We start from the raw sequence: 26,996 nt of genomic DNA, 5'->3' as shown, positions 1-26,996 counted from the left end.
TAGCCATTTCATTGACCGCGCATCATGCGGCCATAGACTTGATCGTCTCGATGCATCGTTCGCTCACGCGTCGTGGGCAAAGCAACAAGACAGGCCACATGAGCATCAACTCCCTCGATCATTCCATCGCGCGCCGGCTCGCTGCATCGCTGCTTGCCGCCGCCATCACCCTGTCGACGGCCGCGGCGTCGTTCGCAGCCGATGCCGTCGTGCTGCGGGTCGGCGACCAGAAGGGCGGCAATCGTTCGCTGCTCGAGATCTCGGGCTACGCGAAGGATCTGCCTTACAAGATCGAGTGGTCGGAATTCCCCGCGGCAGCTCCAATCCTGGAGGCGCTCAACGCCGGCGCGCTCGACGTCGGCTATACCGGCGACCTTTCGTTCCTTTCCGTCTACGCGGCCGGCGCGCCGATCAAGGCGATCGGCGGCACAAGGTCGGATGCCAAGACACAAGCCATCCTCGTGCGCCAGGATTCCCCGATCAAATCGGCCGCCGACCTCAAGGGAAAACGCCTCGCCGGCACGCGCAGCGGCTGGGGCCAGTTTCTGATCGACGCCACGCTGGAGAAGGCGCAGATCAGGCTGGAGGACGCGACCTTCGCGCCGCTCGGCCCGGTCGACGCCAAGATCGCGCTGGTTGCGGGCTCGATCGGCGCCTGGGCGGTGTGGGAGCCCTACGTCTCGTTCGCGACGCTCAAGGACAAGGCCCGCGTCATCGCCAATGGCGAGGGCCTGACGCCGACCATCACCTTCATCGTCGCTTCCGACAACGCCATCGCCACCAAGCGCGCAGCGGTGCAGGACCTCGTGCAGCGGCTGAACAAGGCGCGGCTGTGGTCGCTGGATCATCTCGGCGAGTACGCCAAGAGCACGGCCGAGTTGACCAAGCTGCCGGAGGATGTGCTGCTCTCGGCCTACACCGCGCAGCGCACCAGCCCGATTCCGATCGACGAGAACGTCGTGAAGGAGGTGCAGGAAGCCTCCGACCGCTCGACGCGCTACGGCATCCTGCCGAAGAAGCTCGACGTCAGCAAAGCCGTCGACCGCAGCTTCACCGCTGCGGCCGCGGGATCGAACTAGGCGGAGGCGGCGGGATGCGCGGGCTCCGTCTCAATGCTGGCCCGCTGCATCTCGCCGCGATCTTACTCGCGCATTTGGCCTGCATGAGCCTGATCGTGTGGCTGTCGCTTTAGACGCCAGCCAGGACCCCCGCTCGCCGGCCCGGCCTTAAGGAAAAAATCAGGACAACATAAGGAACCCATAAGGACTTACGAGACGCCGCTGGCCTAGCATCGACCGCGTGATCGCGTCGGTAACAGGATGCCTCATCCCGCGGCTTGTCCAGGCAATCACAACTCGCTCTCGGGTTGCCGATCCCGACTGGACGGGCTTACAGTGATCCGCCCTGCGGCCGTCGACGCTTGCAATGGGAAGGCGACCTTCGGGCTGGAGATCAGCGCCATGTCAGCCGATCAGTATCTTCGTTACGATCCGTCCGTCGAACACATCCTGCCGGAGGAAGCGGCGGCGGTCGAGGAGATCGTTGCTTCGATTTCGCGAACGAGTGATCGCACTTTTCGCAAAAACAAGCATGGGACCCGGCAGCAGCACGCCAAGGGCGCCGGCTATCTCCGGGGCGAGCTGATCGTCTACGACAATTTGCCGGATCATCTGCGCCAAGGCCTGTTCAAGCAGGCTGGCCACTTCCCGATCATCGTCCGCCTCTCCACCGCATTCAACAGGAGCGATCGTGTACGTTCGCCGCGAGGGTTTGCCATCAAGGTTTTGGGTGTGACGGGGGCTAAGGCGCTCGGCGACGACGATTCGACGAACCAGGATCTCCTGCTCGTCAATCACCCCAGCTATTTCGCGGATGCGATGGCCTATATGCGCGCACAGCACAAGGTCGAGCACACCCTGTTCCTGCCTGATCTGGCGTACGGACCCATAGGCTTTTTGGCGCGCGCCCTGGTCGCCGCATCGGACAGAACAGGCATTCCGATCCCGATCGTCTTGAAAGCGCTCGGTGATGCCGGCAGCAACATCCTCGGAGAGACCTTTCACACCGAGGGTGCATTGCGGTTTGGCGATTATATCGCAAGGCTTCGCCTGATGCCGATGTCGGCGTCGGTTCGCCAACTCACCGGCCGACCCTGCCACGATGCCGATGATGCCGTGCTGAACAGCGTCGTTGCCTTCTTCAAGGATAATGCGGCCGAGTACGAATTATTCGCCCAGCTCTGCACCGACCTCGAGCGAACACCGATCGAAGATGCCTCGATCGACTGGCCTGAAGACGTCGCGCCGCCGCAAGCACTCGGCAAGATCACGCTTCCGCGCCAGACCGCCGACAGCCCCGCGCGTCGCGTCTATTCCGACGAGGTGCTTTCGTTCGATCCATGGCGATGTCTCGCCGCGCATCAGCCGCTGGGCTCGATCATGCGATTGCGCAGGGATGCCTACCGTGCCTCCCGCACGCTGCGACAGCAGCAAAATCAATTCAAGGTCAAGCAACGGCCCGGCGAACCGCGAGAGATCGCGGACCTGCCGGATTGAGCCGATCACCGTCCCGCAATATCGGGCCCGGTGTCCCGGCCTGCGTCGAAAAAGGATGCCGAGCGCAGCGGATCATTGGGATCAAGCGTCTCTGCCAGCGATGCGATCACCTGGCTGGAGCGGCCCCGCCACTTGGCAGCCCTTTGCGCTTGTCCGAGGCTGCCATAGAGCACCGCGGTCGTGCGGTAAACGCGCCAGGTGGCATGCGGCAACCTGGCATGGCGGAGGATCGACATGGCCGCCGACAAATGCCCGCCGGCGAGTTGCGCATCGTGCTTCAGCATCGCAATTCTCGCCATGGCCTCGTAGCACAGCGCGAGAAACGGCCGGTCAGGTGCCGCGCTCGTCACCTCGTGAAACTGGCTGGCCGAGCCCTGGGCACGGTCCAGATCGCCGATCGCGATCCAATAGTCGCAGCAAGTCAGCAGATAATGGGGGATGACCAGCGACTCCATCGGCACCCGGTCGACCTCCATTCGCCGCTCCATCGCATCGAGATGCTGCCGCGCCCGAGCGAGGTCGCCCATCCTGACATAAGCTCGCGCCAGCAGGTTTCTGCCAACGAAGAACGTGAACGGATTGGCCTCGATCATCGGGCCGAGCGCATCCTCCGCACGCCGTGACGCGCTGCCATATTCCTCCGCCTCGGAGTACAGCCATCCGATCGCGAGATGACACAGCGCGACGGCCTGCGGATTTGCATTCCGTTCCGAGATAGCCAACGCGGAGACGAGGTTTCGTTGCGCCTGGCCCCATTCGCCGAGATAAATCTGGGCAAACGCCTCGACTGATTCATAAAGCACGAACAGATAGACGTCACCGACCAGGCGGGCGAGCTCCTTTCCCCTGGTCGTCGCATCGCAGCAGGCCGGATAATTCGCGCGCAGAAACTCCAGCACCATCTCCATCGAGCAGCGTCGCAGCCGCATGCTCAGATCCTGCTCTCCGGTGATCAGTGCTGACGCACGCTCGGCAAGGTCCGCATTCTCGCGATCCCAGCCGCGGAGCATCAGCTTCAGATTGGCAACGTTGCCCTGGACCAGAGCGCTGAATGCGGCGTCGTCGATCGCCCTGCTTTTGATAAGGGCCTGTTCCGCAACAGGCAGGCTCTGGCGCCGATCGACGTAAAGACAGAATCTGCTGAGATCGACCAGCGCGTTCACCTCTTCGCGCACGTGCCCGTTCTCCGCCGCGTGCGCCACGATAGCGCTGAGATCCTGCAGGGAATTCAGGAAATCTCCACTGGCCCGCCAGGCCCAGGCGCGCTGAAGCAGCAACTTCAGACGTGTCGTCACCCGAAATTCCGGCGGCAGATGCGGCACCAGCTCCAAGGCGCGGGACAGGTAATTGGCGGCCTCGCGCGTGCTGAACCTTCGCGCCGAGCCCTCGGCCGCCGCGCCCAGATAATGCATCGCTTTCGGGAAATCACGGCCCAGTTCGAAATGGCGCGCGACAACGGCGGCGATCTCCGCAGCCTGCGGCCCATAGCCCTGCTCGAGCCCCGCCCCAAGCAGCGCATGGGTTTTCGCGCAGCGCGCTGGTGCGAGCCGCTGGTAGAGGATCTCCTGGTAAAGCGCGTGCTGGAACGCATACCGACCGGAGACGCTTCCGTTCGGCCACTCGGTCATGCCGGCCCCGACGATAATGCGATCGGTCCGTGCCAGGTCCTCGCACATCTGCTCGACATCCAGCACGGGACGGTCCAGCGCACCGGCGATATGGAGCGCGGAAAACTCCGCTCCCGCCGCACTGGCGACCTCGAGCAGGCAGCGCTCGTCCACGGTGAGGTGATCGATCTGCTGCTTGATCATTCCTTCCAGATCGCGCGGCATGCTGTCATGCGAGGCCGCGTCTTCGCTGACCAGCCGCCAGCCCAATTCGTGCTCGACCAGCGCGCCTTGCGCCACGAGATGATCGAGCAGAGACGACACGAACAGAGGATGCCCCCCGGTTCGCGCGAAGATGCGCTCGACCAGCTCTCTGGCGAAATCGGCCGAGCTGAAGCGCAGGGACAGATAGCGTTCGACGTCGGTGCCGGTCAGTCGATCGAGCGCGAGCTCGGTGGCGTGTCCGTGAATCCGCAAGTCCTGATGAACGGCACGGATAGGATGTCCGCCGACGGCGACTTCCATCGGCCGGTAGGTGGCGAGCACGAGGATAGAAGCCCTCCGATCCCGCCGCGCCAGCCGGGAGAGCACATCCACGGTGGCAAAGTCGCTCCAATGCAGATCTTCCAGGATGATCACCCATGGTCGCGTGACAGCGAGATGTTCCATGAGATCGGAAAATTCGCGCAGCATGCGCTCCCGCGTTGCGCCAAAGACCTCATGCTGGAATGTGGCCCGCTCTGCTTCGCCGAGGAAACCGGGCATCTGCGCGAGCCAGGTCGGCGCGTGCTCGTGGATGGACGTCAGCAGCGATGCTCCATCGGTGCGACGGCAGCACTCGTTCAGCGCTCCGATCAGCGGAAGAAAGGCCTCATGGGTGCCGAACAACTCGTTGCAGCTACAATGCAGCACGCCCAGTCCCTGCTGGTTCATCCTGTCGAGCGTCATTTGCAAGAGGGTGGTCTTGCCGATCCCGGCCTCGCCGGTGATGAAGACGACCTGACGCTGTCCGGTGCGAGCGAGTTGCAATGCCTTCTCCAGCGTGTCGAGTGCCCCGGTGCGCCCGACTCTCCAGTGCCGGCGTCGATCGACGACCTGCTCCGTGACGGAAGCGGTCTCTTCTTCGGGCGCCCGCTCGATCGCAGGCAAGTCGGCGGTCGCGACCGGCGCAATGAAACGATAGCCGCGCCGCGTGACCGTCTCGATGTAATTGGGGGACTGCCTGTCGTCGCCGAGCACCGAGCGTAGCGCGTTCACGGCAACGGCGAGGCTCGACTCGCTGACGTGCAGATCGGACCAGACCGCGTCGAGCAACTCTTCCTTGGTGACGAGCTCACCGGGCCGACCGACGAGATAGCAAAGAACCTCGAACGGCTTCGGCGCCAGCGCGATCCGCTCCCCGCCTCGCCACAACAGCGCGTTGGCACGGTCGAGGCAGAATTCACCAAAGGCAAGCGCGTCTCTACGCACGGCTCAGACCCCCGGATGCTCGCCCATCTTAAGGGAAAGCTCAGCCAAATGTAAGGACGCGATAAAGACCTGCGCCCTGCGCCGGCACTAGCATTGGCCTGTCCATTTCAGAGACGCCGGCAAGGCGTCGGACGGCCTTTTCATCACGCTGTCATTTCAGTCGGCAGGCAGTCGATGCCTGAATTTTGGCAAGGAGTTGGCCATGAGCATTCTAAAACATCTGGCGATCTCGCCTCTCGCTTTTGCCATTCGCCATTACGACATCAGGGTCATATTGGGCCTCACCGTCCTCAGCCGCATCTTCCTCGTCGCCATCTACCTTGCGTGCGGCGGCCCGGGCCTGTCCGAGTTCGATCTCGCCAACGCCATCGCGCTGCCATGAGCTCGGGACCGCTCGAATGGTGCATCGAGATCGCGATCATCGTCGCGATCTGCATCGGGATTGTCGTGGGCGGGCATGGCCGGCTCGTCGTGCCGCATCACCGGGTTCAGCGCGCGCAAGCCGATCGGGCCGCTTGCATTCAGCGGCCCTCAAACCTCTTCAGCGTCGTCGCCCTGCGGCGAGCGGGTCCGCCCGTTTGATCGATCACCAATACGCGCGGTGATAGTGCCGGTAATACGGCCGGTAGTAGCCGTAACGAGGGCCGAAATACGGGCGGTAAGGCCGATAGTAGCGCGGATAAGCATAGGCCGGACCATAGCCGTAATAGGCCGGCGCATAACCATAGCCGTAGCCCGGGTATCCGTAGCCGCCATAATAGGGCCCGCCGCCATAGTAGCCATAGCCATAGGGCGCGCTGCTGGCGATGGCACCTGCGATGATCGCGCCAGCGGCAAGGCCGCCGAGACCCCATCCAAAACCTCGGCCGCGCCAGTGCACCTGCGTGACATCGTCGCCGACGGCGGCCTTCATGGTTGCGACATTGGTGGGCAGCGGAGCCGCCGCCGCCTGCTGAATCCCCCCCGCCATGACCGCGGCGGCGAGCGAACCGGCGACTGCCGTTTTCCAGACCCTCATCGTCTTACTCCTTTCTGACGTTTGGCTTGGACATGGATCGCAGCGCCATCATCGGGCATCCTGGCGCGAGGTCAAAGCCTCGAGTTTTGCGTGCACCGCACAAGACGCATGCCTCCATTCTGATCAACCGGTACCTGACGGGCTCGACAACCTTGCCGCGAGTGACACCGGCAGGACGGTGCCTGGGGCCCGATCACGGCGGCAAAGCATTAAGCTTCCGGCGCATTCGCAACCAACAACCACCTTCCCGATTTACTATTCGTGCCGTTACTATCGGTTCCAAATGAGCGCGGCCGGGAGGCTTCTCGCGAGCGCAAGAGTTGTGGGAGGATGACATGAGTGCCGCGAGACCCGAGCCGCTTGCCCGTCAGGCGCTGGCGTTTGTCCTGGCCGGCGGACGCGGCAGCCGGCTGCTGGAGCTGACCGACCGTCGCGCCAAGCCTGCGGTCTATTTCGGCGGAAAATCCCGCATCATCGATTTCGCGCTGTCGAACGCGGTGAACTCGGGCATCCGCCGCATCGCCGTCGCCACCCAGTACAAGGCGCACAGCCTGATCCGGCACCTTCAGATGGGCTGGAACTTCTTCCGCCCCGAGCGCAACGAGAGCTTCGACATCCTCCCGGCGAGCCAGCGCGTCTCCGAAAACATGTGGTATGTCGGCACGGCCGATGCAGTCTACCAGAACATCGACATCATCGAATCCCACGCCTGCCGCTTCATCGTCGTTCTCGCCGGCGACCATATCTATAAAATGGATTACGAGGTGATGCTGCGCCAGCACGTCGACAGCGGCGCCGACGTCACCGTCGGCTGCCTGGAGATGCCGCGCCAGGAATCTTCCGGCTTCGGCATCATGCATATCGACGAGAACGGCTGGATCAAAGAGTTCCTGGAAAAGCCGAAAGATCCGCCGCCGATGCCGGGCAAGCCGGACGTTTCGCTCGCCAGCATGGGCATCTACGTGTTCGACGCAAAATTCCTGTTCGAAGAGCTCAAGCGCGACGCCGAGGATCCGAATTCCAACCACGATTTCGGCAAGGACATCATCCCCTACCTCGTCAAGAACGGCCGCGCCATGGCGCACCAGTATTCGACCTCCTGCGTTCGCTCGGGCAGCGACCCCCGCGCCTATTGGCGCGACGTCGGCACGGTCGACGCCTATTGGGCCGCCAATATCGACCTCACCGACGTAGTGCCCGAGCTCGATTTGTTCGACAGCGCCTGGCCGATCTGGTCCTATTCCGAGATCACACCACCGGCAAAATTCGTCCACGACGAGGAGAGCCGGCGCGGCCAGGCCGTGAGCTCGCTGGTCTCGGGCGGCTGCATCATTTCCGGCGCCTCGCTGCGGCGCTCACTGCTGTTCACCGGCGTGCGCGTCAACTCCTACGCCAATGTCGAGAACGCCGTGATCATGCCCTATGTCAATGTCGGCCGCGGCGCGCGCCTGAAGAACGTCGTGATCGATCGCGGCGTCGAGATCCCGGAAGGGCTCGTCGTCGGCGAAGATCCCGAGCTGGACGCAAGACGCTTCCGCACCACCGAGCAGGGCATTTCGCTCATCACCCAGCCGATGCTCGACAGGCTCAATACATGACGCCTGTTCGCGTCCTCGCGGTCGCCTCTGAAGTCTATCCCATCGTCAAGACTGGCGGTCTCGCCGATGTCGCGGGCGCGCTGCCGATTGCGCTCAAGGCGCATGGCGTCGAGATGCGCACCTTGATGCCAGGCTATCCTGACGTGATGCGGGTGCTGGGGGGAGCCGACGAAATCCGGCGCTGGCCGGATTATTTCGGCGGACCCGGACGTCTGCTCGCCGGCTCGCATGACGGCCTCGATCTGTTCGTGCTCGACGTGCCGCATCTCTACGCACGGCCTGGCAACCCCTACGTGACGCCCGAAGGCGTCGACTGGCCGGACAATGGCGTGCGGTTCGCCGCGCTCTCGCGCATCGCGGCCGATATCGGCCACGGCCTCGTTCCCGCCTTCGTGCCCGACGTGGTGCATGCCCATGACTGGCAGGCCGGGCTCGCGCCGGCCTATCTGCACTATGACAATCGGCCGCGGCCGGCCACCGTGATGACCATCCACAACATGGCCTATCAGGGCAAGTTCGTGCCCGAGCTGATTGGTTCGATTGGCCTGCCGTGGCGCGCCTACGGCGTCAACGACCTCGAATATTTCGGCGGCATCAGTTTCTTGAAGGCCGGCCTGCAATTCGCCGATCGCATCACCACGGTCTCGCCGACCTATGCGCAGGAGATCCAGACCGACGAGGGCGGCATGGGGTTCGGCGGCCTGCTTCGCGCCCGCGCGAACGCGCTGAGCGGAATCCTCAACGGCATCGATGTATCCGTTTGGAATCCGCAAGAAGATCCGCACATCGCCTACCGCTTCGGCGCGGAGGACCTCACGTTCCGGGCCGCGAACAAGGCGGTGCTTCAGCAACAGTTCAATCTGGATTCCTCGGACGAAGCGCCATTGCTCGGCGTCATCAGCCGCCTGTCGTGGCAGAAGGGGCTCGATCTCCTGCTCGAAGCCATTCCGACCATTTTGCGCGAAGGCATGCAGCTCGCTTTGCTCGGCAGCGGCGATCGCGATCTCCAGGATCGCTATCAGGCCGTAGCGCGCGCGAACCCTGGCCGGATCGGGGTCGTGATCGGCTACGACGAGATCATGGCGCATCTGATCCAGGCCGGCTCGGACGCGCTCATCGTGCCCTCGCGGTTCGAGCCATGCGGCCTGACCCAGCTCTGCGCGTTGCGCTACGGCGCCGTGCCCATCGTCTCGCGGGTCGGCGGCCTCGAGGATACCATCGTCGATATCGGCGAGGCCGATAAATCAGGCCGCGATGCCACCGGCTTCAAGTTCGCACCCGTCACCGCGGATGCCCTCGCCGGCACGCTGCGCAAGGCCAACATCGCCTTCCACGACAAGCTGACCTGGCGCCGGCTGCAACTGAGCGGCCTTGCGACCGACGTGTCCTGGCGCAACCGCGCCGGTGACTATGCCGCGCTCTATCGCGGCCTCATGACCGCGCGCGCCTGAGGCGCGACCATCCTCGAATCAATGCTATAGAGCCGCCATGGACCCGTTCTTGATCAAGCTGATCGGCTTTGCCGCCGCGACCTGCACCACCGTGGCCTACGCGCCGCAAGCCATCAAAGTGTGGAAGACCCGCTCCACCGGCGATATTTCGCTCGGCATGTTCCTGGTCATGGTGCTTGGGCTGGCGCTCTGGCTCGTCTATGGCCTGCTGTCGGGCGATGCGCCCCTCGTCGCCGCGAACGCCATCACCATGGTGCTCGCCGGCGGCATCCTGTTCATGAAGCTGAAATACGGGTGAGCCACTCTTCTTCACCTCTCCTCGCTTGCGGGAAGAGGAGAAGATCACCCGCCAAACACATACGACGCCATCGCGACATTCGCGACCTCGTCGACGAAGACGCGCTTGCCCGTGTCGCTGACGGCGGCGCCGGCGGCCACCATCAGCGGCAGCAGATGATCTTCGCGCGGATGGGCCAGGCGCGCACTCGGCGCGTTCTCCCAGTCAACCAGCATCGCGTTGCGCCGCGCCGCGTCCTTGTGGCTGATCGCCTCGTTCAGGTAAGCCTCGAAATCATACGAGACCGGCTTCGATTCGGCACGGCCGAACCCGCGCATGTTGTGATAGGTGAGTCCGCTGCCGACGATCAGAATGCCTTCGTCGCGTAGGGAGGCAATCGCCTGCCCCATCCTGATGTGCTCGGCCGGATCGTAACTCGATCTCAGCGACAGCAGCACGATCGGCATGTCGGCGTTCGGATACATCAGCCCGAGCGGCACGAAGGTGCCGTGATCGAACCCCTGGTTGGGATCCTCCCGGCAATCAACACCCGCGCGCGTGAGCAGCGCCTTTACCTCCGCGGCGAGCTCGGGCCGCCCCGGCGCCGGGTATTTGAGGTGATAGGTGTGCTCGGGGAAACCGTGATAATCGTACACCATCGGCGGATGCGCGGAAGTCGACACGGTGAAGGCGTCAGCCTCCCAATGTCCTGATATGACGAGCACGGCCTTGGGCCTCTCCGGCAAGAGCTGTGGCAGCCGGCCGAACGCCTCGGCGGTTTTCGCGTATTGCACCCGCCTGTCTTCCATGAACGGCCACGGACCGCCGCCATGCGACAGGAAGAAGGTGGGAAATCGCACCATGGGCGAAGGCTCGTTTCGTTGGCAACATGCGCGTGCGAGTTGCCCGCGCGATCGGCCGCGAGCATAGGCAAACCCGTATGGTTAGCAAGACGTTAACGATTTGCTGCCCAGAATCCCGGGCGTAGCCGAAGGAGTCGGCCAGCAGCCAGGGACGTGAAATGAAGAAGTTTGCGTTGGGGGATGTTGTCAACAGTGACAAGGGCCGCCGCGGCGTCGTTCGCGCCGCCTACAAGTCGAAGGAAGGCCAGCAGTTCTACGCCGTCGAGAAAGACGGCGCGATGGATTATCTGGAGGAAGACCGGCTAAGCCCGGCGCCGCGCGTCGAGCTCGCGGCTTAAGTCCAACTCATCCCTCTAATGCGCGAACCGGTCCAGACGCTCCGACCAGGGGTCGTCTCCGCTCGCGATGCCATCGTTCGCGATCAGCAGCAGGCGATCGCTGCCTGCGGCCGAATCCCAATGCGGCAGGTCCGCACCGTTGGGATCGCCGCTCCTGGCGAAATTGATCCAGTAGGCGCGCATGCGATTTGCGACCTCGCGATCGGCTCCTGACAAGATGCCTGCACCGGGCATGCCTTCGACGCCGAAGATGAACTGCAATTCCCGCCCGTGACCGCCCTCGGGGTTTGCGCGCCGTGCCTCCGGCACATAGGTGAAGCGATAGCGAAAGGTCGGCGCACCGCTGGCGGCATGCAGGCGCGCCAGCAGTCTCACTGGCTCGGAGAAGACCCTGTCGGTGTAGAACCTTGCCGCGCGGTCCGAAGGTCTGGCGAGATCGGGATAGAGCCTGCGCAGCTCATCGCTGGTGGTGCCTGACGATGCCAGCTCTTCCCGGATATCCAGCTCGCCGTCGAAACCGGTCTCGTCGTCGTTCGAGCCGATGATCAAGGGGATGCGGCTCTCATGTCCAGCTGCGAAGCCCGCGGCGACCTCCTCGCTCACCAGACTCCCATCGATCGTCGGCGCGAAGCTGCGCGGCGATTTTTCCAGGAAATGTTTTTCGACGGCAAGCAGGCGTTGCGGTTCGGCTGTACGTAAATCGGCCTGTCGCCCCAGCACCGCCACGAATTGCCGCCCCACAATTTCGGCCTCTTGTGCCGAACGCAGGCGCGCACGGCCGGGGATCGATTGCAGAATGGCTTTCTGGAAGAGATCGCGCGATTGCTCCGACAGCATCAGCAGCGCGATCGACGTTGCGCCTGCGCCACTGCCGAACAAGGTGACGTTGGTGGGATCACCGCCGAAGGCCGCGATGTTGTCGTGCACCCAATGCAGCGCCGCGATCTGGTCCATCAGGCCGAAATTGCCGGAGCCGCCTTCCGACAGCGCGGGATCGCTGAGCCAGCCGAACGCGCCGAGGCGAAAATTCACGGTCACCACGATGAGGCCGGCTTGCGCGAGCCTGGCACCGTCGAACAGCGGATCATTCGCGGTGCCGCTGACGAAAGCGCCGTCGTGGATGAACATCATCACCGGTAGCGGGCCGTCGACCCCGAACGGACGAAACACGTTCAGCGTGAGGCAATCCTCGCTCGATCCCGGCAGCGAGGGCTGAAGACACGGCGCGCCATAGGCATAGGCGGTGCGCATCTCCGAACTCTCGGGTGCAGCCTGCGGCGGACGCCAGCGCAGCGGTCCGAGCGGCGCGGCCACATAGGCCAGCCCCTTGAACGAGGCCACCTCGCCTTCGACGGCGCCAAGCATCTGTCCTTCGCGCGTCAGCGCAAATGGAAACTGGCCGACCGGCTGGGCCACGACCGAGCCGGCGCAACAGAGGACGAGTGACGTCGCAAAAAGCGCGAACACGGACCGCATCTTCGGAGCATCTCGACGCGCGGAAGGATTTTGGGCAGGTTATGTCCGTGGCCCGCCGCGAAGCAAGCGCCGCGGCTGCGCCTAGCTCCGCTTGGCGGCAAGCTCCGCCAGTGCGTGCCGTGCGATGATGCCGAGCTCGCCGAGCGTGGAGTGACCGGACCGCGCCGCCTCGATCAGCCGCTCGGCGATGAACCTGCGGCTGTCGTGATCGCCGCCGTGAGGCAGTTGGCGGCACGTCTCCTCCAGGACGACGTCCATGTTCGCTTTGGTCCGCTCACTCAACTCTGTCATGACGCCCGTTTGCACGCGTGGCAAAAACAAGAGCATACACAGGTGGATCGACCCTGATTAGCCCGGGAAATCACGGCCCTTGTGCATCGCGATGCGTGTGCCGCCGCAACATTCACGCGGCCATGATGACGCCGCAAATGGCTACCGAAGATTGCACATGCCGTGATGACAAGCCGAACCTGCAGCGATAGCCTGCGGGCAAAACAAAACACACGGGAGGAAATGCCATGCCTGATGCAATGGTTGCTGCACGTGCCTCGGACACGGGGCGCGGAACCAGCCAGCAGGTCGATGTTGCCGTGGTCGGTGCCGGATTTGCCGGCCTCTATCTTCTGCATCGGCTACGCAAGGCCGGCCTGACGGCGGTCGGCCTCGAAGAAGCCGGCGACGTCGGCGGCACCTGGTACTGGAACCGATATCCCGGGGCGCGCTGCGACATCCAGACCATTGATTACAGCTACACCTTCGATCCCGACCTCGAGACCGCATGGACCTGGTCGGAGAAATATGCGACCCAGCCCGAGATCCTGCGCTATCTCGGCTTCGTCGCCGACCGCTACGATCTCAGGCGTGACATCCGCTTCAAGACCAAGGTCACGGAAGCGAAATGGGACGAGGCGATCGAGCGCTGGCAGCTCACCACCGATAATGGCCCGCCGGTCTCCTGCCGCCATTACATCATGGCCACCGGCTGCCTCTCGGCGCCCAAGCCGCCGGAGATCGACGGCGTGAAGGACTTCAAGGGCGAGGTCTATTTCACCGGACGCTGGCCGCATGACGGCGTCCATCTCGGCGGCAAGCGCGTCGCGGTGATCGGCACGGGATCGTCGGCCATTCAGTCGATCCCGCTGATCGCCGAGCAGGCTGCGCACCTGACCGTGTTCCAGCGCACCCCGAATTTCGCGCTTCCGGCGCACAACGGTCCCGCGCCGTCCGATCGCATGAGCCTGCTGCAAGGCGATCGCGCGGCCTATCGCGAGCAGGCGCGCCAGTCGATGGCCGGCGTGCCCTATCCGCAGCAGACGGTCGTTAGCTGGCAATTAAGCGATGCCGAGCGTCGTGAGCGGTTCGAACGCGCTTGGGCGGCCGGCGACCTCGTCCACATCCTGACCCAGCTCTGGGCCGACCAGGCGGTCGACATCGACGGCAACAAGATCGTCCAGGACCTGATCCGCGAGAAGATCCGCGCCGCCGTCAAAGACCCCGAGACCGCCGCGGCGCTGATGCCGGACGATCATCCGTTCGGCGCCAAACGCCCCTGCCTCGATACCAACTATTACGCGACCTACAACCGGCCGAACGTCACGCTGGTCAATCTGCGTCAGGAGCCGATCAAGGCGATCACCGCAAGTGGGATCACGACGGCCAAGCGCAGCGTCGACGTGGACGTGATCGTGTTCGCGACCGGCTTCGACGCCATGACCGGCGCGATCCGCGCCGTGCATCCGATCACCGGACGTGGCGGCAAGTCGCTCACCGACGTCTGGGCGCAGGGGCCGCAGACCTATCTCGGCCTCACCGTCGCAGGCTTCCCGAACTTCTTCATGATCACCGGTCCCGGCAGCCCGTCGGTGCTGTCGAACATGGCGGTGTCAATCGAGCAGCATGTCGACTGGGTCGTCGACCGGCTCAAAGCATTGCGCGACGGCGGCTTCACCACGATCGAGCCGACCGAGACGGCGCAAGCCGGCTGGAACAGGCACATGGCCGATTGCTCGATGGTGACGCTGCACCGGCTCGCCAACACCTGGTACACGGGCGCCAACGTGCCCGGCAAGGTGCAGGGCCTGATGCCCTATACCGGCGGCGTCGGTCCCTATCGCAGCATCTGCGACGAGGTGGTCAGCCGCGGCATGCTCGGCTTCAAGCTGACCGGCCCCGACGTCGCCGCGCAATGCAATGACGGCGAGGTGGTGCGGCTGCAGCCGGACGTGCGGCTGGTGCTGAACCTGCTGGCGTCACTCAACCTGCCGCCGATCGAGTCGATGGGCGCCCTCGGCGCCCGCGCCTTCGTCGACGAGTTCAACAAGGGCCGCCCGGCGGGACGGCCGATCGGCGAGATCGTCGACGGCACCCTGACAGGCGCCGACGGTCCGCTGCCTTACCGGGTATACCGGCCGGCAACGCCGGGGCCGCATCCGGTGGTGGTCTATTTCCACGGCGGCGGCTGGGTGCTCGGCGACGAGCAGTCGGACGAGCCGTTCTGCCGCGACATGGTGCGGCGGACCGGCATGATGCTGGTCAGCGTCGGCTATCGTCATGCGCCCGAGCATCGTTTCCCGGCCGCGGCCGAAGACGGCTATGCGGCGACGCGCTGGATCGCCGAGCACGCCGCCGAGCTCGGCGGCAGGCCGGGCCCGGTGCTGGTCGCGGGCTGGAGCGCCGGCGGCAACATCGCCGCCGTCACCTGCCAGCTTGCGCGCGATCGCGGCGGCCCTGAGATCGCGGGCCAACTCCTGATCTGCCCGGTCACCGACTGCACCTTCGACCGCCCCTCCTACAACGACAATGCGACCGGCTATTTCCTGACGCGCTCGCTGATGTACTGGTTCTGGGACCTCTACTGCTCGCCGACCGACCGCACCGATCCACGCGCCTCGCCGCTCCGCGGCAAGGTCGAAAGGCTACCGCCGGCCTTCGTCGTCACCTGCGAATTCGATCCCCTGCGCGACGAAGGCATCGCCTATGCCGAGGCGATGGCAGCCGCCGGCGTCCCGGTCGAGCAACTCAAGGCGCGTGGCCATTTCCATTCGTCCTTCACGATGGTGGACGTGATCATCACCGGCGCGCCGAGCCGGGTGCAGATGGCCGAGGCCTTGCGGCGCTTTGCCGGGCTTCCGCCCGAAGTTGGTCGCGGCGATGAGACCAGCCACGGGCACACCAGCCCGGGCCATAAAATCGCGGCGGCCGCGAGCTGAAAGCAAACATTTGCCGGGAACTATTTCCCGGTCATCGCGTTTGGTGCTGAGGCATTGAGATGCAGTAATGGGTGTAGGCCCCGGTACGCACGATCGTGTGCCGGGGTCTTTTTGCGTGAGGCGGGACGATGGGGGACGTGGTTGGGGATTCAAAGGTCGACTTTGGTGTCCTTGCGGTGCTGCATAAATGGCCGTCGCTTGCGAACCAGCGACGGTCGGACCGAGCGTCCTACCAGGTGATCGAGGGTACGCTCGACGAATGCATCTCGGCGTTCATGGCGAAGCCGGCGGCGACCAGGCATCTCTATGAGATCCGCACCATCGCGCAACCGCCGCTGGTCACGGACATTCTCTCGCCCGAGCACATCACGGAGCTGGCGCGGCTGCGCGAATTTCTCTGATCCTCGCAGAAGCACCGGCTGAGCGCGGGAACCTTCTGCCGGTTTTTCCCGTTGATGGTGATCGGAAGCGAAGGCGTGAGTGCCTCACATGCTTGAAGCCGGCGTGCCAGCCCCTGTCGTGCCCTATGGCGCAGACCAGACCCTGTTCGTGGTGATCGACCGCCTCGACAAGGCGACCGAAATTCGCGTCGAGCGAAGCGATCTCGACGCCACGATCGGCGAGCTCGTCGCTGGCTGCTTCAACGACCCCATCAAGGTCATCTCGTTCAACACGCTGGAGCACTGGATGAAGGACATCTCGACCGATGTCGCCGGCGAGATCCGGGCGCGCTGTGACATTGATGGCATGACGCTGCCGGACTATCTCAGCGACTTCGTCGAAAGCCACAGCTGAGCGCGCATGGGGATGAGAATCAGGCGCGCCGGTACTTGCCGGCGATGACCTCGATCTCGCGGCGGCGTTCGTGCGCGAAGGTCAGGAGCTTTTCGATCGTCAATGTATCCGTGATCCGTTTGGCCAGCCGCTCGGCGCGTGCGGCCTGATCTTCGAGATACTGGATCGTGGTCAAACGCCGCCTCCCAAGAGCTTAGATCTAGTCCCGAATGATTGGGTATCCATGGTGGCTTGAGGCGGCTAACAGCCGGTTAAGCACAGCGCTTCGGATCGATGCAGCCGCAAATTATTGCACCACGTCGAGCCGGACATTGGTGACACCCTTGTCGACCATGCCGAGCGCCTCCGCCGCGGAGGGAGAGACGTCGACCACGCGTCCGCGAACATACGGCCCGCGATCGTTGATCCTGACGGTGACGAAGCGGCCGGATGAGACATCGGTGACGCGCAGCTTGGTGCCGAACGGCAGGCTGGGATGGGCCGCGGTCAATTCGTTCTTGTCGAACCTCTCGCCGCTCGCCGTCTCCGTGTCCGAATAGAAACTGGCGACGCCGTGGGAGACGCTCTGCTTTGCATCACCGTCGGGGATGCGCGCCCGGCTGATCGGACGCGGATGCAGCGCCGCCACCCTGTGCGGTCGTTCGACAGCGGCCTGGCGGTGGGTGCCGAGATCGGCCTTCTGGTGGCCGACCGGCGATTGCGCACACGCCGCAAGCGACGCCGCGCCGATGGTGGCGAGCAGGATCCGGCACAGGCTTGCCGGCGAAATCCGGGCATTTTCGGCACGTGCAAAGCAAGACATGATGCGCCCTCCGAATGGCCCCGAGTTTCGGTGGGCAATGAGGGCAGAACCTTGTCGGAACGAAAGCGCGCCTGAGGCCGCAGCCGTTTCGGGTTAGCTGTGGCGATTCCACCACACTGGCTTGTCCTGAATCGAGACAGGCTCGTGGGATAAGCCCGATACGACGCGCCAGATCGGGCGCGTCTCCGGCGGAACCTCGTCAGGTTCGGCGCCGCTCCTCGAGAGCCGCGCGAGCTCGCGCCGATAGAGCCGCTGCCAGCCGGTCTTCAAGCTGGCGAGAAAGTCGAGCTCCCGTTGTGTCAGCGTGCACATCATGAACCCGATCCGGTTGCGAGAGCCGCGTCGTCAGCCGACGAGGCCTCCCATCGGTTTGACGTCGGCGCTGCCCGGGAAGACGGCTTCTGCGAGCACCTTCTCCTCGACGCGCAGATGATCCCTCAGCAGGCCTTTCAGCACCGCGCGCAAATCCGTGGTCGGCTTGAGATCGCGATCCTCGAAGAGTTGCGCCGGCTTCAGACCGGGCCAGTCCGCGATCACGCGACCACCGTTGAGCCCGCCGCCGATCAGGAAAGCGACCGTGCCCGTGCCGTGGTCGGTACCCTGCGTACCGTTGATGCGCGCGGTTCGCCCGAACTCGGTGACGACGGCCACGACTGTTTCGCGCCACGCTTCGCCCATATTGCTCTCGATCGCGGCAAAGGCGCCGTCGAGAGCACCGAGCAGATTGTAGAGCTGGCCCGAGGCCACGCCCTCGGCGATGTGCGTATCCCAGCCGACGAAGCCCATGGCGCCGACACGCGGGCCGTCAGGCTTGGCGAGATAGCGCGCGGCCGTGCCGGCGGCTTCGGCGAAATAGGCGCGCACGCGCGCGATGCCGGGCGGCGGCAAGGTCGGATCGTCGGACATCGGATCGCCCGCGCCTGGTGCGCCGCCGAGCGAAGCGAGCCTCATGCGGGCCTGGAGCACGGTCGCAAGCTTCGGATCGGTGTGCTGGTAGAGATCGAGCAGGCGGTTCTGCGTGTCCTCGCTCGCCGGCAACAATCTCTGCGGCACCCATGTCATGACGGGCGCCGAACCGCGCACCACCAGCGGCGTCACGGAGCCGATGCCGAGCGCGCGGCTGCCGCGCGGGTCGACACGCCCGCTGGATTCCAGCGCGAGCAGCGCGCGGTTGAGCCATCCCGAGCTGGTCATGCCCGGCTTGACGAGCCCGCTTTCCAGCACGTCCTGGCCGTCGAAATGCGAACGCTCGCGATAGGGCGTCGCGGCGGCATGGACGATCGCAGCCTTGCCGCTCTTGTAGAGCCGATGCAGATTCGGCATCGCCGGATTGAGCGCGAAGAAGGCATCGAGCGGCAGCGCGGGCGGCTTGCCGTCCAGCACCAGCGCACGATCGCCGCGCAAGGAGATCCAGTCGGGATCGCCGACCGGCGCAACCGCGCCAAGGCCGTCGAGCGCACCGCGCAGCACAATGACCAGCAGGCGCGGATCGCGCCCTTCGGCACGCGCGATCCGCGGCATCTGGCTCCACGTGAACAGCGCGCCGGAGCCGACCAGAAGCTCGCGCCGCGTGGGCAGATGATGGTCAAAGCCCATGGTCACCTCCTCTGGAAATCCGCCGACATGAACAACAGCGCGAGCGCCTGCTGCCGGCTCTCGGCGCGGCCGACGGCCTGCTTCACCTCGGGTGATATCTCCGATGCGAAGACGTCCTCGATGATCGCCTGCGGATCAGCCGTACCGGCGAGGCGCTCGGCAAAATTGTTGGCGATGTCGAGCCGCCGGCCGACGCCGTCGATCCAGCTCGCCTCGTCGTCCGGATAGCCCTTGGGCGCGGATGGACGCCACAGCGCCTCGCCGAGCAGCTCCAGCCCGCCGGTGAAGCGGACTGGATCGACCGTCGTGGCGCCGGTCGCGCGCACCATGCCAACGCCCCACTCGCTGGGACGCTTGAGCTTCGACGGCGGCCCGCGCCAGGCCTCGTCCGAGGACACCATCGCGATCGCGACCTGCTTAAGATCGCCCTCGGTGTCGCGAAAAGTCTTCGCCATCTGCTCGATCAGCACAGGCGGCGGCTCGTCGGCGACGAAATGGCGCGCGAGCTTGGTCGCGATATGGGTTGCGGTCGCCGGATGCGCGGCGAGATCGCGCAGCACCGCGCGGCCCTGCTCGGCATCCTCCTGCTCGTAGCGCTTGCCGAGCACGGTTTGCCCGCCGGGCTCGTGCAGCCGCGGATTGAAGGTGAACTCGCCACCGTGCTCGGGATTGTCGCCGGGCGGCACCAGCGTCCATCCCGTCAACACATTGGCGAAGCTGATGACGTCGTCCTGGGTGTAGCCGGCGCGCACGCCGAGCGTATGCAGCTCCATGATCTCGCGCGCGATGTTCTCGTTGAGGCCGCGGCTGCGGTTGATGCCGGCGATCGAGTTCGCACCCATCGAGCCGAGATTGTCGAGATAGAACAGCATCGCCGGATGGCCCTCGACGGCCAACAGGAGATCGACGAAGCGGCCGAGCATATTGGCGCGAACGGCTTCGCGCTCATAGGCGCCGGACATGCTCTGGATCTTGTTGGCCGAGATGCAGAAATGGTTGGACCAGAACCACACCAGCCGCTCGGCGAAGCCGATCTCGGCGGCAAGCGCGGCTTCCGTGCGCAGCTTGGCTTCCTGCAAATAGATCGGACGCCCGGGATCGGGCACGGCCTCGGCCGCCTGCTTGGCCGCCATCTCGGCGGCGTCCTTGTCCGCACCCTGCCCTTGCGTCTGGTCTTCCGACATTGTCGGCGCGGACGCCGTCTGCTGCCTCTTGGCCTGCTGCTGCGCCTGCTTGGCCCTAGCCGCGCGCCGCGCATTGGCGTCGGCAACGGTGCGATAGGCCTTTGCGCTGGTGGGAAGGACGGCGGCGGCGGTCAGCGTGAGCGGCCGGTCGAGATCGGCGATCAGTGCGCCGCGCGGGTCGGTGCCGACGGCGGCGATCGATCCCGGTCGCGGCCCCATCCCGAAGCGATGAAGCGCCAGCACAGCTTCGGCCTTTGCGGAATTGGTCATCGCGAACGCCTGATTTTCTCGAGCCTGCCAGCGGCACGCCGCGCAAGGCTACGAACCGTAATGCTACATATCGTAGCATTTGCGGTGCTGGCCCGCAAGCAGAGATTGCGCTGTCCCGTCCGATATCGCGAGCCGCCCATCCGGCGTGACTGATGGACGGCCGCAACGCTCCTAGAAATTCGGCCCGAGCGCGATCTTGGTGATCGTGCCGTTCCTGACGCCGATCCGCCATTCCGCCGAGCCGTTGGCGAACTGGGCGATGTAGATGTCGCTGTCGAGCGCGGTGACGCCGCGGAACGAGACCGCACGCAGCGCGCCGAGCTTCGCCAGGATCGCCTGGTCGAACGGAAGCTGCTGCCGCGTGATGTCGGCGACTTCCGACGTCATGTGCTCGTAGTCCGGCTGGCCCTTGCCGACATCAGCGATATAGCGGCGCAGCATATCCTCGCCATTGGCGATCGGAACGGCGCGGCGGGCGGCGCGCCCCGGCTTCGCGCCCATGTTGGAAGCCTCGACATTGTGGAAGCGCGTCTGCCGACCCGGCATCAGCACCTCGAGGCACCGTCCGGAATTGTCGGCGATCACCCAGGGATTGTTCACCGTGGTCGTGGCCGCCCAGCTCATGTTGGGCCGGACCACGCTCTGGGCCTTGCGATTGCCGTCGGCATCGAGATTGAAGACGCGGATGTCCTCGCCCATCTCGTTGTAGACCATGATCCGGATCGGCGAAGTGCCGGCGCGGCCGCGCACATTCGCCTCCTCGGCGCACGTGACGATGCCGCCGAGCTCATCATTGCCGTCGGCCCGGAAGATGACGTCGCCGGCCTTGCCGTCTGGCTCGAGCAGCAGGCGGAATTCCGCCGTGCCGTTCTCGAATTTCGCACCATAGATGTCGTAGCCGCCCGGTCCGACGCCGCGGAAGAACAGCGACTCCACCGGACCGAGGGCGACGAAGGTCGCGTGCAACTCGTCGACCTGGCGGTGGACCTTGGCGGCGAGCGGTGCGCTCATCCGGTCGTAGTTCGGCGTGCCGCTGCGCAGATCCTCGATCCCGCGCAGGATCATCTCCTTGCCGCCGGCGACCGGGACCTGCTCGCGGAAACGATCGGGGACTTCCGCAACGCGACGCGCGAAGTCGGCCTCGATCGCCTGCGCCGCGGCCGCATCGATCCGCGGTGCGAGGCGGGCGCCGAACACCGCGTTCTGGACCAGCACGCGCGAGACCCTGGCCTGCTCGTCGCGCAGGAAAACCAGCAGATTGTCGCCACGGATCGAGAAGGCGTCGGCCCCCTCAGCGAGGAGCGCAGCCCGGCCCTGTACGGTTTCCTGCACCTGGAGCCGATCCCCGTCGCGGTCCACCGTGAGCACGCGGTTCGGTGCGATCCTGTACCAGCCCACATATTGATCGAGTGATCCGGAATCGGTGGCCGCCGTCGGCATCTCGGCAACGAGAAGTGCGCGGATGTCGCGTCCATTCATGCGCAGCATCAGCTCGGCGGAGCGGCGCTCCGCATCGAGCGGGAACGTGATCTCACCGGACGAGGCGGGGTAGGATGCGATGCCGTCAGTGCCGACCGTCAGGCGCAATTTGCGCTGCCCGGTGAGCTGGCCGTAGACCTCGTCGCCGTCGCGGAAGATCGCGAACACCGAGGTCGGACCCATGGCGTAGAAATTGACGAAGGGGCGGTAATGCTGGGCCGGCACCTCTCCACTATCCGCGGCGAGCGGCGCAGGCTCCGGCGTGCGATAGGCGATCATGCCGGCGGACACGATCACGGCCGGGACGATCGCAGCCGCGATCCACGCCCGCTTGCGCCAGCCGACCGCGACGGGCATCGCGGCGGCCGCGATGATGCGCTCGACGCGGGCGCGCACGGTCGAGGCCCGCGCCATCGCGAGCTCGACCGGCCGCGGGTTTACCGTGCTTGCAAAATCAAGCAGGATTTCCGCATAGGACAGCCGGTCGTCGATCACCTCGATGGCCTCGGCGTCGCTGATGATCTCGGCAAGTTCGGCCAGACGCGCGAGCTGCCACCACGAGAACGGGCTGAACCAGAACACCGCGCGATTGAGGGAGGCGAGCAGGAGTATATAGAAATCGCGGTTGGCGACATGCGCGCCCTCATGCGCGAGCACCGCGAGGCGCTTCTTGGCGTCCCAGCCGGAAAATTGCGGCGGCACCAGAATGGTCGAGCCAAACGTGACGGGACCGCCGACGTCGCGGCTGACGCGCACATCGGCGTCGACCATGCGCGGACCGTTGATCGGCCTTGCCGCGCGCGCGAGGCGCCAGGTCAGACAGAGGCCGATGGCCAGCCGCAGCAGCAACAGGCTGGCGACGCCGGCATGGATGACGGTAGCGATCAGCCACCAATTGATTGAGACGCCGTTCTTCGACGGCGGAATCGCCGCGCCGGGCGTCATCGGCTGCATGGGCTGCGGCATCTCGAACGTCGAGATATCAACTGGCATGACATCAGCCGGCACCGATACCGGCGATGGCAGCCGGGTGATCGTGACCGTCGGCCAATGCATCACGAACGGCATCGCCAGCGACGCCAGCAGCACGACGACCCACGCCGTCATGTGGACGTGCGGATTGCGCACGCGAAACAGGTTGAGGCCGAACCAGACGACGCCTCCCAGCACAAGGGAGCGCAGCGCCGCCTCCGCCAGAGTTGCGATCATTCTTTCTTCACTCCCCTCGCCTTCTTCGCCTTGGCCACCTGGTCGGCCAGTGTGCGCAACTGCTGCTGATCGAGCATCGCATTGTCGACCATGCCGACGAGGACCTCCTCCATCGAGCCGTTGCAGAACCAGTCGACGATGCGCTGCACCGCCTTGGCCGCAACCCGCGCGCGCTCTTCGGCTGCGTGGTAGACATAGGTGCGTCCGTCCACCGTGTGCCGAGCATAGCCCTTTTCTTCCAGCCGGCGCAGCACCGTGCGGACTGTCGATTCCTTCAGCCGACGCGACAGCTTCTCGCGCACAATTTCGGCCGTCACAGGACCATGGGCCCAAACCAGTTGCATGACCTCGTGCTCGAGGTCGCCCAGTTCGGGCAAACGATCGTCCATGGCGGCTTACCTTGATTGAATTTCTTGTAACGCTACAGAGCGTCGCATATACGGCCGCGCCGCGCAACCGGGTTTCTACCTGAAATGGTATCGCTGTGCTGACCTAACGTGGCTTGCTTCAAGCGGTCGTCGGGCCCGGGCTTGTCCGGGGCATCCACGTTCTTCGTACCATCCGGCGAGGCGTGGATGGCCGGGACATAGGCGAGCGGAAGCGACGCCGTCCTTCGGACGGCTATGCCCGGCCAGGACGAGGCGGAGGCCTCAGTACTGCGGCTCGTACATCTGGGACTGAACCAGTCCCTTCACGTCGTTCGGCGCGGGTCCGTCCGCGAGCCCGCGCTGAAAGGCGACATCGGCGACGGCGGCGGCGATACGCACCGAGACTTCGCGGATGCGTGGCAGCGCCGGGTAGAGGCTGCCTTGCGCGAGATCGTCCTTGCCGACGCAATCGGCGAGCGTATGGGCGGCCGCCATGAACATCTCGTCCGTGACCAGCCGCGAGCGGCTGGCGATGACGCCGAGGCCGACGCCCGGGAAGATGTAGGAGTTGTTGCCCTGGCGCGGCACGAAGGTTCGGCCGTTGAGCTTGACGGGGTCATACGGACTGCCGCAGGCAAACAGCGCGCGGCCTCCGGTGTAGCGGTAGGCGTCCTCCGCCGAACATTCGGCCTTCGAAGTCGGATTGGAGAGCGCGAACACGATCGGCTGCTCGTTGAGCTCGGCCATCGCCTTGAGCACGTCGGGCGTGAAGGCGCCACCGACCGCGGCAACACCGATGATGGCGGTCGGCTTCAGCGTCCTGATCGCGGTGAGGAAATCGGCGATCGGCGCCTGACCGGCATGGGCATAACGGAGCTTGTGACCGGACAGGCCTTGGCGGGCGCCAACGACGAGGCCGCGGGAATCCACCAGCCAGTTGCGCCGAAGCGCCTCGGCTTCAGAGGCACCTTCCGCCATCATCGCGGACGTCACGAGATCGGCGATGCCGGTCGCGGCCTCGCCGGCGCCGAGGAACAGGATGCGCTGGTCCTTCAGCTTGCCGCCGTTGACGCGCAGCGCCGAAAACAGGCCGGCGAGCGCCACCGCAGCCGTGCCCTGGATGTCGTCGTTGAAGACGCAGGCCTCATCGCGGTATTTGTGCAGCAGCTTGAACGCCGAGTGGTTGGCGAAATCCTCGAACTGGATCAGCACACCCGGAAAGGTCTTTCGCGCGGCGACCATGAACTCGTCGACGAAGCTGTCATAGGCCTCGCCCGTGAGCCGCCGCTCGCGCAGGCCGAGATAATACGGGTCCTTCAGGAGCTCTTCGTTGTTGGTGCCGACGTCGAGCACGATCGGCAGGCACGTTTCGGGATGCACGCCGGCGCAGGCCGAATAGAGCGAGAGCTTTCCGACCGGAATGCCCATTCCGTTGGCGCCGAGATCGCCGAGGCCGAGGATGCGCTCGCCATCGGTGACGACGATCAGCTTGGCCGGATAGGGCCAGTTCTTCAGGATCTCGGCGATCTGGCCGCGATCGCGCGAGGAGATGAACATGCCGCGTGGCCGCTGGAAAATCAGGCCGTATTTCTGGCAGGCGAGCCCGACCGTCGGCGTGTAGATGATCGGTTGAATCTCGTCGATATTGTCGACGACGACGCGGAAGAACAGCGCCTCGTTGCGGTCGTGCAAGGCATTCAGCGCGACATATTTCTCGAGATCGGTCGGCAGCGTGCGCAGATTGACCAGCACGCGCTCGACCTGGGTCTCCATCGTCAGCACGCAAGGCGGCAGCAGGCCGCGCAGGCCGAGATCGTCGCGCTCCTGCGCGGAGAAGGCGGTGCCCTTGTTGAGCAGGGGATCGCGCAGCAGCGCCATGCCGTGCACGGAATCGGACGATGTCGAATGGGCGCTGACCCGAGCAGGTCTATTCACGAATTCCCCCAGGGAGTTTCTTATTGAAGGGCGAGCATTGTCGGCCAGCACTCACCTGAGATCAAGGACGCAGAAAACTGCGGCAAGCATTGTGATCCCGCACCGCAGCGAGGTTTTGGTGACAGACCGGTCGTCGTGCGCACGAAAAGGTTAACGCCGCGAGGCTGTCGTTCTCCTCATGGTGAGGAGCGCGGAACGCGCGTCTCCGGACGATGCTTTGCATCGCCGGGCGAACCACGCAGGCCCTGCTCTCGCTTGCGGCGCATCCTTCGAGACACCCGCTCCGCGGGCTCCTCAGGATGAGGCAGTGGTATTATTCCGCCTTGATGTCGGCGGCCTTCACGATCGGCCACCATTTCTCGGTCTCGGCCTTCTGGAAGGCTCCGAGCGCTGCGGGCGTCTGCTGATCGGGCGGAGGAATCTCCTGCCCCAATTCGCCAAACCGCTGCTTGACGGTGGGATCGGCAAGCACGGTGACAATGGCCGCGTTGAGCTTTGTGACGATCTCCTTCGGCGTGTTCTTCGGTGCCCAGATGCCGTGCCAGTAGGAGATGTAGAGACCGGGCAACCCCGCCTCGTCGACCGTCGGGATATCGGGCGCGGAGGCGAGCCGCGTCGGCGACGTCACCGCGAACGCCTTGATCGCACCGTTCTTGTAGTGCGGCAGCGAGTTCGAGGCCTGATCGAACATGATGTCGATCTGCCCGGCCACGAGGTCGATCATGGCGGGCCCCGCGCCGCGATACGGCACGAACTGGAAGTCGGTGCCGGTCCTCTCCTTGAAGAAGACACCGGCGACGTGGGCCCCCGTGCCGGCGCCGGCCGTGCCGGCAGTCACCTTGCCGGGGTTGGCCTTCAGCCACGCGATCATCTCTTTCAGAGTGTTGGCTTCGAGCGTCTTCCGGCCGACGATGAGCTGCGTGCCCATCGCGATCGTCGCGACCGGCTCGAAATCGGCGATCACGTCGTATGGCAGCTTGAAGATCGCGCCGTTGAGCACATGCGTGCCCCAATGGCCGATCGTGATCGTGGTGCCATCAGGCGTTGCGCGCGCGACGCGGGCGCCGGCGATGCTGCCGGAGGCGCCGGCGATGTTCTCCACCACGATCGACGTGTGCAATTCAGCGGCGATGCGTTCGGACAGGATGCGCGCCAGCGTATCGGTCGGACCGCCCGCCGCGAACGGCACCACGAGGGTGATCGGCCGCGACGGAAACGGCTGGGCGCTTAGCGGCGCGATCAACCCATAGGCGATCAGCCCAGCAATGACGATCGCATGATTATGCAATCCGGCCCACAGCCCCCGCATCAGTCTCCCCCCACGCTTTTTGTCGCCCGCATGTTGTCAGCAGGCTGGAGCCGGAGTGAACGCTGCGGCGCGGGCCGAGGCAAGCTGAAAATGATGTCGGACAGCTTAGCACTACTTTGGCAGATTGTTGATTTTGCCGCGATTTATAGGATTCCCGAATCAATTGTTCAATGATTCATGGGTGGTC

At 64.9% G+C, this 26,996-nt stretch carries 23 protein-coding genes; 10 read left to right on the top strand and 13 right to left on the bottom strand.

What is annotated here, in order from left to right; genetic code table 11:
- The first annotated feature begins 98 nt into the window (after positions 1 to 98).
- Both IVB32_RS27310 and IVB32_RS27305 read left to right on the top strand, forming a co-directional pair.
- Positions 99 to 1,079, top strand: a complete 981-nt coding sequence (locus tag IVB32_RS27310; protein ID WP_247368909.1) for an ABC transporter substrate-binding protein — start codon at positions 99 to 101, stop codon at positions 1,077 to 1,079.
- 381 nt (positions 1,080 to 1,460) lie between these two features.
- Positions 1,461 to 2,555 carry a catalase family protein gene (locus IVB32_RS27305; protein WP_026233377.1) on the top strand — a complete coding sequence of 365 codons (1,095 nt, stop codon included), beginning with the start codon at positions 1,461 to 1,463 and terminating at the stop codon, positions 2,553 to 2,555.
- A gap of 5 nt (positions 2,556 to 2,560) precedes the next feature.
- On the opposite strand, the gene IVB32_RS27300 is transcribed toward IVB32_RS27305, so the two are convergent.
- Positions 2,561 to 5,632, bottom strand: coding sequence for an AAA family ATPase (locus tag IVB32_RS27300; protein ID WP_247411953.1), 3,072 nt, complete (start codon positions 5,630 to 5,632; stop codon positions 2,561 to 2,563).
- 202 nt (positions 5,633 to 5,834) lie between these two features.
- Between IVB32_RS27300 and IVB32_RS27295 the strand changes: the two genes are divergently transcribed.
- On the top strand, positions 5,835 to 6,014 hold the full coding sequence (locus IVB32_RS27295) for a hypothetical protein (RefSeq protein WP_018457475.1): 180 nt from the start codon (positions 5,835 to 5,837) through the stop codon (positions 6,012 to 6,014).
- Positions 6,015 to 6,218: 204 nt separating this feature from the next.
- On the opposite strand, the gene IVB32_RS27290 is transcribed toward IVB32_RS27295, so the two are convergent.
- Positions 6,219 to 6,650, bottom strand: a complete 432-nt coding sequence (locus IVB32_RS27290; RefSeq protein WP_018457473.1) for a hypothetical protein — start codon at positions 6,648 to 6,650, stop codon at positions 6,219 to 6,221.
- 335 nt (positions 6,651 to 6,985) lie between these two features.
- On the opposite strand from IVB32_RS27290, the gene glgC reads away from it, so the two are divergent.
- The 3 genes from glgC to IVB32_RS27275 are packed head-to-tail and all read left to right on the top strand — an operon-like array spanning position 6,986 to position 9,997.
- Positions 6,986 to 8,248 (top strand): glucose-1-phosphate adenylyltransferase, encoded by a 1,263-nt coding sequence (gene glgC, locus IVB32_RS27285; protein WP_007613273.1) that lies wholly within the window; start codon positions 6,986 to 6,988, stop codon positions 8,246 to 8,248.
- Positions 8,245 to 9,699, top strand: a complete 1,455-nt coding sequence (gene glgA / locus IVB32_RS27280) for a glycogen synthase GlgA (protein WP_018457472.1) — start codon at positions 8,245 to 8,247, stop codon at positions 9,697 to 9,699. The genes glgC and glgA overlap by 4 nt, the downstream gene beginning before the upstream one ends.
- A gap of 37 nt (positions 9,700 to 9,736) precedes the next feature.
- On the top strand, positions 9,737 to 9,997 hold the full coding sequence (locus IVB32_RS27275; protein WP_018457471.1) for a SemiSWEET transporter: 261 nt from the start codon (positions 9,737 to 9,739) through the stop codon (positions 9,995 to 9,997).
- A gap of 44 nt (positions 9,998 to 10,041) precedes the next feature.
- Here IVB32_RS27275 and IVB32_RS27270 read toward each other — a convergent pair whose 3' ends face one another.
- On the bottom strand, positions 10,042 to 10,839 hold the full coding sequence (locus tag IVB32_RS27270; protein ID WP_247294809.1) for a class III extradiol ring-cleavage dioxygenase: 798 nt from the start codon (positions 10,837 to 10,839) through the stop codon (positions 10,042 to 10,044).
- Between the two features lie 158 nt (positions 10,840 to 10,997).
- Between IVB32_RS27270 and IVB32_RS27265 the strand changes: the two genes are divergently transcribed.
- On the top strand, positions 10,998 to 11,177 hold the full coding sequence (locus tag IVB32_RS27265) for a hypothetical protein (RefSeq protein ID WP_007601069.1): 180 nt from the start codon (positions 10,998 to 11,000) through the stop codon (positions 11,175 to 11,177).
- A gap of 15 nt (positions 11,178 to 11,192) precedes the next feature.
- Here the strand turns inward: IVB32_RS27265 and IVB32_RS27260 are convergent, their stop codons facing one another.
- Positions 11,193 to 12,653 (bottom strand): carboxylesterase family protein, encoded by a 1,461-nt coding sequence (locus tag IVB32_RS27260; RefSeq protein ID WP_018457469.1) that lies wholly within the window; start codon positions 12,651 to 12,653, stop codon positions 11,193 to 11,195.
- A gap of 81 nt (positions 12,654 to 12,734) precedes the next feature.
- Positions 12,735 to 12,980: a hypothetical protein gene (locus IVB32_RS27255; protein WP_018457468.1), complete on the bottom strand. Its 246-nt coding sequence runs from the start codon at positions 12,978 to 12,980 to the stop codon at positions 12,735 to 12,737.
- A 191-nt stretch (positions 12,981 to 13,171) separates the two neighbouring features.
- On the opposite strand from IVB32_RS27255, the gene IVB32_RS27250 reads away from it, so the two are divergent.
- From IVB32_RS27250 to IVB32_RS27240, 3 genes are all read left to right on the top strand, one after another.
- Entirely contained in the window at positions 13,172 to 15,862 is a 2,691-nt protein-coding gene (locus IVB32_RS27250; RefSeq protein ID WP_026233376.1) for an alpha/beta hydrolase fold domain-containing protein, read from the top strand.
- 128 nt (positions 15,863 to 15,990) lie between these two features.
- Positions 15,991 to 16,263: a hypothetical protein gene (locus tag IVB32_RS27245; RefSeq protein ID WP_018457466.1), complete on the top strand. Its 273-nt coding sequence runs from the start codon at positions 15,991 to 15,993 to the stop codon at positions 16,261 to 16,263.
- Between the two features lie 88 nt (positions 16,264 to 16,351).
- Positions 16,352 to 16,657 carry a hypothetical protein gene (locus IVB32_RS27240; protein ID WP_018457465.1) on the top strand — a complete coding sequence of 102 codons (306 nt, stop codon included), beginning with the start codon at positions 16,352 to 16,354 and terminating at the stop codon, positions 16,655 to 16,657.
- A gap of 19 nt (positions 16,658 to 16,676) precedes the next feature.
- On the opposite strand, the gene IVB32_RS27235 is transcribed toward IVB32_RS27240, so the two are convergent.
- From IVB32_RS27235 to IVB32_RS27200, 8 genes are all read right to left on the bottom strand, one after another.
- Positions 16,677 to 16,832: a hypothetical protein gene (locus IVB32_RS27235; protein WP_018457464.1), complete on the bottom strand. Its 156-nt coding sequence runs from the start codon at positions 16,830 to 16,832 to the stop codon at positions 16,677 to 16,679.
- 111 nt (positions 16,833 to 16,943) lie between these two features.
- Positions 16,944 to 17,459 carry a septal ring lytic transglycosylase RlpA family protein gene (locus IVB32_RS27230; protein WP_018457463.1) on the bottom strand — a complete coding sequence of 172 codons (516 nt, stop codon included), beginning with the start codon at positions 17,457 to 17,459 and terminating at the stop codon, positions 16,944 to 16,946.
- A gap of 345 nt (positions 17,460 to 17,804) precedes the next feature.
- On the bottom strand, positions 17,805 to 19,055 hold the full coding sequence (locus IVB32_RS27225) for a DUF1501 domain-containing protein (protein WP_018457461.1): 1,251 nt from the start codon (positions 19,053 to 19,055) through the stop codon (positions 17,805 to 17,807).
- A 2-nt stretch (positions 19,056 to 19,057) separates the two neighbouring features.
- Positions 19,058 to 20,509: a DUF1800 family protein gene (locus tag IVB32_RS27220; RefSeq protein ID WP_018457460.1), complete on the bottom strand. Its 1,452-nt coding sequence runs from the start codon at positions 20,507 to 20,509 to the stop codon at positions 19,058 to 19,060.
- A gap of 171 nt (positions 20,510 to 20,680) precedes the next feature.
- Positions 20,681 to 23,197: a M56 family metallopeptidase gene (locus IVB32_RS27215; protein WP_247368907.1), complete on the bottom strand. Its 2,517-nt coding sequence runs from the start codon at positions 23,195 to 23,197 to the stop codon at positions 20,681 to 20,683.
- Positions 23,194 to 23,586 (bottom strand): BlaI/MecI/CopY family transcriptional regulator, encoded by a 393-nt coding sequence (locus IVB32_RS27210; RefSeq protein ID WP_018457458.1) that lies wholly within the window; start codon positions 23,584 to 23,586, stop codon positions 23,194 to 23,196. Before IVB32_RS27210 ends, IVB32_RS27215 begins: the two co-directional genes overlap by 4 nt.
- Positions 23,587 to 23,847: 261 nt before the next feature.
- Positions 23,848 to 25,500 carry an NAD-dependent malic enzyme gene (locus IVB32_RS27205; protein ID WP_083926483.1) on the bottom strand — a complete coding sequence of 551 codons (1,653 nt, stop codon included), beginning with the start codon at positions 25,498 to 25,500 and terminating at the stop codon, positions 23,848 to 23,850.
- A 313-nt stretch (positions 25,501 to 25,813) separates the two neighbouring features.
- Positions 25,814 to 26,809 carry a tripartite tricarboxylate transporter substrate-binding protein gene (locus tag IVB32_RS27200; RefSeq protein WP_085350245.1) on the bottom strand — a complete coding sequence of 332 codons (996 nt, stop codon included), beginning with the start codon at positions 26,807 to 26,809 and terminating at the stop codon, positions 25,814 to 25,816.
- Positions 26,810 to 26,996 lie beyond the last annotated feature (187 nt).

It is taken from the genome of Bradyrhizobium sp. 23 (assembly GCF_023073295.1).
Taxonomy (GTDB): domain Bacteria; phylum Pseudomonadota; class Alphaproteobacteria; order Rhizobiales; family Xanthobacteraceae; genus Bradyrhizobium; species Bradyrhizobium canariense_D.
Note: the sequence above shows the minus strand (reverse complement) of the source record. Positions and strands in the feature narration are given on the sequence as shown.